Here is a 7,613-nt window from a genome sequence, read left to right on the forward strand (position 1 = left end):
TCATGACCGAGGATCGCCGGGAACAGCCCCTCCGGATCGGCCCCCGACAGCGTGAAATCGTCGGTATGGCAGATGCCGGTCGCCTTCACCTCGACCAGCACCTCGCCGGCCCGAGGGCCTTCGAGCTGCACGGTCATGACCTCCAGCGGCTTGCCGGCTTCCAGGGCCACGGCGGCGCGTACGTCCATTTCTCTACTCCATCAAACTAAGAACAACGAGGCGGGGCGACCGTCATATCGCGCCGGTCGCCACCGGCAAGAGGAAAATCCTGTCCGATCACCGAACGTCCTGGTTCAGGCGGTCGAATTCCATCTCGAGTGCCGAAATGGCCTCGGCGGTTTGATCGTGCAGCTTCTTTACGAGATCCAGCTGCTTGCGAAGTTCGTCCCCCGAAGCATCTCCGGCGTTATCATCCGGTGCGCGTCCGATACCGGCCATCAGCCAGGCGGGCGTCACGCCAAGCACGCCGGCCAGCATGAACAGGCGATTGGCCCGTGGCTCGGCGCGATCGCGTTCCCAGGAGGAAATGGTGTCGCTGCGGACACCGAGCTTGCTGGCAAGCTCCTTCGTAGAGAGTCCCGTCGCGTCACGCGCTCTCCAGATACGACCGCCCAGCGTATCGCCGTCTCCTGTCTCACGCAGACGTGCAATCGCATTCTCGGTTGATAACAGCATGGTAGCTCCTTTCGCCTGTTGTCGTTGTCGGGTGCCGAGGCACCCTGACTGCCCGCGGTGGGGCGAAGGTGAGGGGAGCTTATAGGCTTTTCCTTGCGGATGGGGCAATGTGAAGCGGCAAAAAGACGGCTAAAAGCGGCTTTGCCGACGTTTCCGAACGGAGCAACGTGCCGTGGGACCCTGCTATTCGTTCTCGATGCGGGTCGGGCCGAAGACCCTTTCGAAGGCCTCCCTCAGCCTGATATCGACGTCGGCCATCATGACGGGCAGACCGAGATCGACGAGGCTGGTGACACCATAGCCGCGAATGCCGCAAGGCACGATGCCCCCGAAATGCTCAAGGTCCGGATCGACGTTCAACGACAATCCGTGAAAGCTCACCCATTTGCGCAAGCGAATGCCGATTGCCGCTATCTTGTCCTCCGCCATCGTGCCGTCCATGAGCGGCGGCTTTTCCGGGCGGCGCACCCAGACGCCGACACGATCTTCACGGCGTTCGCCCTTGACGTTCATGGAATCGAGCGTGGCGATGATGACGCTCTCGAGTGCGGCGACAAATCCGCGGACGTCCTGGCGTCTGCGCTTCAAGTCGAGCATGACGTAGACGACCCGCTGCCCGGGACCGTGATAGGTGTATTCGCCGCCTCTTCCGGTGGCAAAAACCGGGAGCATATCCGGCATCACGAGGTCGGCGGCGTTGGCGCTGGTTCCCGCGGTGAACAGCGGCGGGTGCTCGACCAGCCAGACCAGCTCGTCGGCGGTGCCGTCCGCGATCGCGGCGGCTTCGCGCTCCATCGTCTCGACGGCTTCTGGATATTCCACGAGGGAAGGCGCAATGCGCCACCGCACCGGCGGTGCATCCGGCGGAGCGAACATGCTCTGGATAAGATCTTCGCGTTGCATGGGAACCTTGCGAATACTGATTTTTTCCGGCCTGTACATGGGGTCGCCGACGGCAAGAGTCCAGCGTTTCCAGTGGTTCGCGGGGAGCCGATCGAAATAGTTTTGTTTCTCGTCAAATTTCTGTCGTCACGCACTTGTGCACCCGGAATCCTTTTGCTACATGCAGCCCCGCCGACGCAATCGGCACCTACCACGATGCGGTCGTGGCGGAATTGGTAGACGCGCAGCGTTGAGGTCGCTGTGGGGCAACCCGTGGAAGTTCGAGTCTTCTCGACCGCACCATCTAAGATGAAGAAGCCCTCGTAACCAAATGGTTCCGTGGGTTTTTTTATTTTTAATCCTCTTTCACGACGTTGTTGCTGGACGCGGTAGGACGCGAGGACTATTCTCGGATTTACGGCGCAAAACAGCTCGGCGTCATGCCTCGGGCCACAGCGTCGTCCAGGTCTCTGCTCCGTGCCGATGCGGAGCGCCCGCCACGACATCGACATGGCGGTGCCCGATCACGAAATCACCGTTCTACACGATGTTGTTGATGGCTAAATTCGTGGAATCGCAAAAAAAAAGTCGGCGAATGAGCAGGGACAAGTTATGATTCGCTTGTCATGACGGATTCGCGAGAAGCGCCGGCATGATGGGGTGACAGAGCGACGAGTCTTGCGGAGTGCGCCTCATAACGTTGATGAGGCGCCGATCGGTCGGTCCCGAACTGATATGCGGATGTTCGTCGCTGGCTGCTGCTTCGGTATCCGTTTCAGTGTCGGTTACGTGAAGGAACTTTGAAGCTAGGAAAACCGTTCACCTGAAGCAGATGCCGAAAGGCAGCGAGCCCGTTTCAACCAAGCGGCCCGCCGCGGGAGAGCACGATGCAAAGGAGTGAATCTGACGTCTTCGATCTCTTTTCGGAGATTTATACGAGTGCAGCGCAAGAAGAGATAAGTCTACAGGAATATCTCCTCGCATGTCGCGATGACAAAAGCATGTACGCCACCGCTCAGGAACGAATGGTGGACGCAATTGGAGACCCGATTCTCGTCGATACCAGCGCTGACGAGCGTTTAGGTCGGATCTTCGCAAACCGAACCATCAAAATCTACCCGGCCTTCTCCGACTTCTTCGGCATGGAAGACACGATCGAACGGATCGTCGGCTACTTCCGCTATGCCGCGCAGGGTCTCGAGGAGCGCAAGCAGATCCTTTATCTTCTGGGGCCGGTCGGCGGCGGCAAGTCTTCGCTCGCCGAAAGATTGAAGAAGCTGATGGAGCTGCGACCGATCTACACGCTGATGGTCGACGGCAAGATCAGCCCGGTTTTCGAATCGCCGCTCGGCCTGTTCCATCCCGAACGGATGGCCGATCTCCTGGAAGACAAATACGGCATCGCCCGTAGGAGGCTGACAGGCCTGATCTCTCCCTGGGCCGCCAAGCGGCTGGACGAGGTCGGTGGCGACATATCCAAGTTCAGCGTCGTCAAGCTGATGCCGTCGCGCCTGCGTCAGATCGGCATCGCCAAGACCGAGCCGGGCGACGAGAACAATCAGGATGTCTCCTCGCTTGTCGGCAAGGTCGATATCCGCCAGCTCGAGAACTACAGCCAGGCCGACCCGGATGCCTACTCCTACAGCGGCGGCCTGAACCGCACGACGCAGGGGCTGCTCGAATTCGTCGAAATGTTCAAGGCGCCGATCAAGGTTCTGCATCCTCTTCTGACGGCGACCCAGGAAGGCAGCTACAACGGTACGGAAAACTTCGGCGCATTCCCGTTTCAGGGCACCATTCTCGCCCACTCCAACGAATCGGAATGGCTGCAGTTCAAGAACAACCGCAACAACGAGGCGTTCCTGGACCGCATCCTGGTGGTCAAGGTGCCCTATTGCCTGCGCGTCACCGAGGAGAAGCAGATCTACGAAAAGCTTCTTCGCGAGAGCGAACTGGTCAGCAATCCCTGCGCACCCGAGGTGTTGGAGATACTGAGCCGCTTCACCGTATCCACCCGGCTCGTTCCTCACGAGAACTCGTCTCTCTACACCAAGATGCGCGTCTATGACGGCGAGAACCTCAAGGATGTCGACCCGAAGGCACGATCGGTGCAGGAGTATCGGGACGCTGCCGGCGTCGATGAGGGCATGACGGGCGTCAGCACGCGCTTTGCCTTCAAGGTCCTGTCCGAGGCCTTCAATTACGACACGAAGGAGGTCGCGGCCGATCCCGTACATCTGATGTACATCCTGGAGCAGGCCATCAAGCGCGAGCAGTTTGCGAAGGAAACGGAGGCAGCCTATCTCGACTTCATCAAGTCGGAACTCGCAACGCGTTATGCGGAATTCATCGGTCACGAGATCCAGAAGGCCTATCTCGAGTCCTACAGCGAATACGGCCAGAACTTGTTCGACCGCTATATCGCCTATGCCGATGCCTGGCTCGAGGACCAGGACTTCAAGGATCCCGATACGGGGCAGATCCTCAACCGCAAGATCCTCGACAGTGAGCTGTCTCAGATCGAAAAACCGGCGGGCATCGCCAATCCGAAGGACTTCCGCAACGAGGTGGTCAAGTTCACCTTGCGGGCGCGGGCCAAGAACCATGGCAAGAACCCGTCCTGGACGAGCTATGAAAAACTTCGCGAGGTCATCGAGAAGCGCATGTTCGGTCAGGTCGAAGACCTGTTGCCGGTCATCAGCTTCGGGTCGAAGAAGGACAGCTCCACAGAGAAGCAGCATGTCGAATTCGTACAGCGCATGAAGGAGCGTGGGTACACCGAACGGCAGGTGCGGCGTCTCGTCGACTGGTACATGCGTGTAAACAAGGCGGGTTGAGGCTGCGGATGCGGGGGTTAGCTAATGCCGAATTTCATCGACCGTCGCCTCAATCCGAAGGATAAGAGTCTCGGTAACAGGCAACGCTTCCTGAAACGGGCACGAGAGGAACTGAAGCGCACCATCAAAGAGCGGGTCAAGTCGGGCAAGATCGCGGATGTCGATGCCGAACAGAACGTGTCCATGCCCGCCCGCGGCGTCAACGAGCCGGCTTTTCAGCCGGACTCCAACAGCGGCGAGCGACGCCACGTCCTGCCGGGCAACCGGGAGTTCGCGGCGGGAGACCGTATCCCCAAAAGGGGGTCAGGCGGCGGTGCGGGCAATGCGGGAGCCGGCACCGGTCAGAGCGAAGACGAGTTTCAGTTCGTCCTTTCGCGCGAGGAGGTGCTCGATCTCTTCTTCGAGGACCTCGAACTCCCCGACATGGTAAAGCTCAATCTGAAGGAATCGGTTACCTTCAAGCGACGGCGGGCCGGCTTCAGCGCAAGCGGCTCCCCGACGAACATCAATGTCGGCCGCACCATGCGCAACAGCTACGGCCGCCGCATCGCATTGCGGCGGCCGTCGCGCCGGGAAATCGAAGCGATTGCCGACGAGATTGCCGGGCTGGAGACGGAGCCGCGCGGACGCATCAAGCACCGGCAGCGCCTGGAGGAACTGCGCCAGAAGCTCGACGGTCTCGAGCGCCGGCGCCGGCGTATTCCCTATGTCGATCCCGTGGACATTCGCTTCAATCGGTTCGAGCCGCAGCCGCTGCCCAATGCGAGTGCGGTCATGTTCTGCCTCATGGATGTCTCCGCTTCGATGGGGGAGCGGGAGAAGGACCTCGCCAAGCGTTTTTTCGTGCTGCTGCACCTCTTCCTCAAGCGGCGCTACGAGCGGATCGACATCGTGTTCATCCGGCACACCGACGAGGCCGGCGAGGTCGACGAGAATACCTTCTTCTACAGCAAGCAGAGCGGCGGCACGGTCGTTTCCACCGCGCTGGAGGAGATGCTGCGCGTCATCCGGGAGCGCTATCCTGCCCATGAATGGAACATCTATGCCGCGCAGGCGTCGGACGGCGAGAATATCTCAGGCGACTCCGAACGCTGCGCTTCCCTGCTTCACGACGAACTGATGGGACTTTGCCAATACTACGCCTATGTCGAGATTATCGATGAGCGAGAGACGGAGATTTTCGGCACTACCGATAACGGGACTTCGCTCTGGCGGGCCTATCGCACCGTCGACGGCGAATGGCCGAATTTTCAGATGACCCGCATCGCGAAACCGGCGGATATCTACCCCGTCTTCCGAAAACTCTTCGGCAAGCAGCCGGAAATGCAATTGCGCAAGTGAAAAGGGATCGGGATGTCAAAGGGCGCCGCCTCAAACCTTCTGTTCCACAGTTCCGACTGGAATTTCGAGACGCTGGCGCGCACCTACGATGCCATCGAGGAGATCGCGCTCGGCGATCTCGGTCTCGACGTATACCCCAATCAGCTCGAGATCATCTCCTCCGAGCAGATGCTGGATGCCTATTCGTCGGTGGGCATGCCGCTCATGTACCAGCATTGGTCTTTCGGGAAGCGCTTCGTTTTCGAGGATCATCTCTATCGCAGGGGCCGGCGCGGCCTCGCTTATGAGCTGGTGATCAACTCCAATCCCTGCATCACCTACTTGATGGAGGAGAACACCATGGCCATGCAGGCCCTGGTGACCGCACATGCAGCCTTCGGCCACAATCATTTTTTCAAGAACAATTACCTCTTCCGGCAGTGGACCGACGCCAGCGCGATCCTCAGCTATATGGACTTCGCGAAGAAATACATCAGCAAATGCGAAGAACGGCACGGAACGACGGCGGTCGAGGCGATCCTCGACTCTGCCCATGCACTCATGGAGCAGGGCGTGTTCCGCTACAGACGGCCCCCGCGCCTGTCGACCGAAAAAGAGCAGGAGCGGATGCGCGAGAGGCTGGAATATGAAGAGCAGACCTTTAGCGACCTGTGGAGAACGCTTCCGCCCGCGGGAGAGAACAACGATCCCACGCAATTGGAACGGGAGCTCTCCGAGCGGAAAAAATCGCTGAACCTCCCGGAAGAGAACCTGCTCTATTTCCTGGAGAAGACCAGCCTCATCCTTGAGCCCTGGCAGCGGGAGATACTGCGAATCGTTCGCGTGATCGCGCAGTACTTCTATCCGCAGCGACAGACGAAGGTCATGAACGAGGGATGCGCCACTTTCGTCCACTACACCATCATGAACAGCCTTTTCGACCAGGGCAAAATAAGCGAAGGCGCGATGCTGGAGATTCTCCAGAGTCATACCAATGTCGTTTTCCAGCCGGGCTTCGACGATCCCCGCTTTCCGGGGATCAACCCCTATGCGTTGGGATTTGCCATGATGCAGGACATCGAACGCATCTGCGTCGAGCCGACGGCGGAGGATCGCGATTGGTTTCCCGAAATCGCCGGCACCGGCAATTGGCGCGAGACGCTTCTCGATGCCTGGGCGAACCACCGTGACGAGTCCTTCATCCTGCAATTCCTCAGTCCTGCGCTGATCCGCAAGTTTCGTCTCTTCCTGCTGACGGACGAGGCGGACGACAATTTCTGCGAGGTGGCATCCATCCATAACGAGCGCGGCTACGAAACGATTCGCGGCGCTCTCGCCCGCAGCTACGACATCGGAAGCAGCCAGCCGGACATCCAGGTGATGGATGTCGATTTGTTGGGCGACCGGCACCTGCGATTGCAGCACAATGTAAAGAATGGAGTGCTCCTGGAGGAGAACAGCCGCGATGCCACTCTGCGCCACGTCCGCCGTCTGTGGGGCTACGAGGTGAGCCTCGCCGGCGTCGACATGGAGAGCGGCGAGACGCTCTACGAGTGCTCGACGGAGGAGCTGTCGGACTAAGGTCTGTTGAGATTCAGTTCGAGTTTATGACGGCTGCTGCGAGATGGATAATGGCGTTGAAGCTCTGGTCGGCTTTACGGCACGCATGGCGATGCGCATGAATCCTTGAGTAGTGCTACAGCGACCTTTGCCGTCTCATAAGACGCGCGGCGCTGTAGGAAACGTATCGGAGGACTGCGATGCTCTCTTCGCCTCATCCCTTATGTGGACGGCTCCCCCTTGCAAGTGTTTTTTGCAGATTTTTTGATCGGATCGCTTGCTTCCATATGTTCGGCCTTTCGGTGTGGCCGCACAGGGCCACTGGCCAAGATGGTTTCC

General features: G+C 59.3%; 6 protein-coding genes and 1 tRNA gene. 4 read left to right on the plus strand and 3 right to left on the minus strand.

All coding sequences use genetic code 11. From position 1 onward, the window contains the following. From BHD07_RS31765 to lipB, 3 genes are all read right to left on the minus strand, one after another. The coding region (locus BHD07_RS31765) for an alcohol dehydrogenase catalytic domain-containing protein (protein ID WP_046066921.1) at nucleotides 1-188 on the minus strand (188 nt) is incomplete at its 3' end. 88 nt (nucleotides 189-276) lie between these two features. Beyond that, entirely contained in the window at nucleotides 277-675 is a 399-nt protein-coding gene (locus BHD07_RS31770; protein WP_100673975.1) for a helix-turn-helix domain-containing protein, read from the minus strand. A 183-nt stretch (nucleotides 676-858) separates the two neighbouring features. Next, complete coding sequence (gene lipB / locus BHD07_RS31775) at nucleotides 859-1,617, minus strand: lipoyl(octanoyl) transferase LipB (protein WP_018097855.1); 759 nt, start codon at nucleotides 1,615-1,617, stop codon at nucleotides 859-861. Nucleotides 1,618-1,775: 158 nt separating this feature from the next. Here lipB and BHD07_RS31780 point away from each other — a divergent pair. The 4 genes from BHD07_RS31780 to BHD07_RS31795 all read left to right on the plus strand — a co-directional run bounded on the left by BHD07_RS31780 (nucleotide 1,776) and on the right by BHD07_RS31795 (nucleotide 7,295). After that, a tRNA-Leu gene (locus BHD07_RS31780) sits at nucleotides 1,776-1,860 on the plus strand. Nucleotides 1,861-2,444: 584 nt separating this feature from the next. Next, nucleotides 2,445-4,394, plus strand: a complete 1,950-nt coding sequence (locus tag BHD07_RS31785) for a PrkA family serine protein kinase (protein ID WP_018097854.1) — start codon at nucleotides 2,445-2,447, stop codon at nucleotides 4,392-4,394. A 24-nt stretch (nucleotides 4,395-4,418) separates the two neighbouring features. Then, a complete protein-coding gene (locus BHD07_RS31790; RefSeq protein ID WP_018097853.1) occupies nucleotides 4,419-5,735 on the plus strand; it encodes a YeaH/YhbH family protein in 1,317 nt (438 codons plus the stop codon). A gap of 12 nt (nucleotides 5,736-5,747) precedes the next feature. Then, the gene (locus tag BHD07_RS31795) at nucleotides 5,748-7,295 is read left to right on the plus strand and encodes a SpoVR family protein (protein WP_100673974.1); all 1,548 of its coding nucleotides are present in this window, start codon (nucleotides 5,748-5,750) and stop codon (nucleotides 7,293-7,295) included. Nucleotides 7,296-7,613: the final 318 nt, after the last annotated feature.

The sequence above is a fragment of the Sinorhizobium sp. KGO-5 genome (genome assembly GCF_036245905.1).
GTDB lineage: Bacteria > Pseudomonadota > Alphaproteobacteria > Rhizobiales > Rhizobiaceae > Sinorhizobium > Sinorhizobium meliloti_A.

Excerpts from the sequence above, each read along its gene's own strand:
- lipB (WP_018097855.1), bottom strand. The coding sequence starts at position 1,617 with ATGTACAGGCCGGAAAAAATCAGTATTCGCAAGGTTCCCATGCAACGC.
- BHD07_RS31790 (WP_018097853.1), top strand. The coding sequence starts at position 4,419 with ATGCCGAATTTCATCGACCGTCGCCTCAATCCGAAGGATAAGAGTCTC.
- BHD07_RS31785 (WP_018097854.1), top strand. The coding sequence starts at position 2,445 with ATGCAAAGGAGTGAATCTGACGTCTTCGATCTCTTTTCGGAGATTTAT.
- BHD07_RS31770 (WP_100673975.1), bottom strand. The coding sequence starts at position 675 with ATGCTGTTATCAACCGAGAATGCGATTGCACGTCTGCGTGAGACAGGA.
- BHD07_RS31795 (WP_100673974.1), top strand. The coding sequence starts at position 5,748 with ATGTCAAAGGGCGCCGCCTCAAACCTTCTGTTCCACAGTTCCGACTGG.